General features: G+C 45.0%; 2 protein-coding genes. Both read right to left on the bottom strand.

Translation table 11 applies throughout. The features are described 5' to 3' along the window. A partial coding sequence (locus KTHG_RS00085; protein WP_139991787.1) for an ATP-binding cassette domain-containing protein occupies nt 1-478 on the bottom strand: 478 nt, incomplete at its 3' end. Nucleotides 479-495: 17 nt separating this feature from the next. Then, nucleotides 496-618, bottom strand: coding sequence for a hypothetical protein (locus KTHG_RS00080; RefSeq protein ID WP_255512318.1), 123 nt, complete (start codon nt 616-618; stop codon nt 496-498). Between the last annotated feature and the right edge of the window lie 17 nt (nt 619-635).

Raw genomic sequence — 635 nt, 5'->3', positions numbered from 1 at the left:
CGATACGCTGGCGCTGTCCACCAGAAAATTCATGCGGATAGCGATTGGCATGATCTCGGTTTAGCCCAACGGATTCCAGTAGCTCATAAATTTTCGCTGACAGCTCTTTTTTTGATTGATAGATTTCATGTACAAGCAGCGGCTCTGCGATAATTTCATATACGGTAGAGCGCGGATTTAGTGAAGCATATGGGTCCTGAAAAATCATCTGCATTTGACGTAAAAATTGATGACGCTCTTTGTCGGTTTTCTTATGCACATCCTGCCCCTTAAAAAGCACCTCGCCACCTGAGCGATTGTATAAGCCCATAATTGTACGGCCGGCTGTCGATTTCCCGCAGCCTGATTCGCCAACGAGGCCAAATGTTTCGCCCTTTTTTACATCAAATGAGATACCATTCACTGCTTTTAATGTTTGATTTCGCTCTAATGAAAAATGCTTTTGCAGCGCTTTGACTTCTAAAATTTTATCATCCATCGTTGTATCCCCCTTCGTTATTGCACACCCGCTTCAATCGTAATCATGCAGTTCGTCGCATCTAGTACCGCATTTACCCCGAGTGGCAATGCAAAATGCGGCTGACAATGCCCAATTTGCACCCCTTTCACGACCGGCACCTGTAGTGATGCAAAGT

This window comes from Kurthia sp. Dielmo (assembly GCF_000307285.2).
Lineage (GTDB): Bacteria > Bacillota > Bacilli > Bacillales_A > Planococcaceae > Kurthia > Kurthia populi.
The sequence above is the reverse complement of the archived record's forward strand: the minus strand, read 5'-3'. Positions and strand labels throughout refer to the sequence as shown.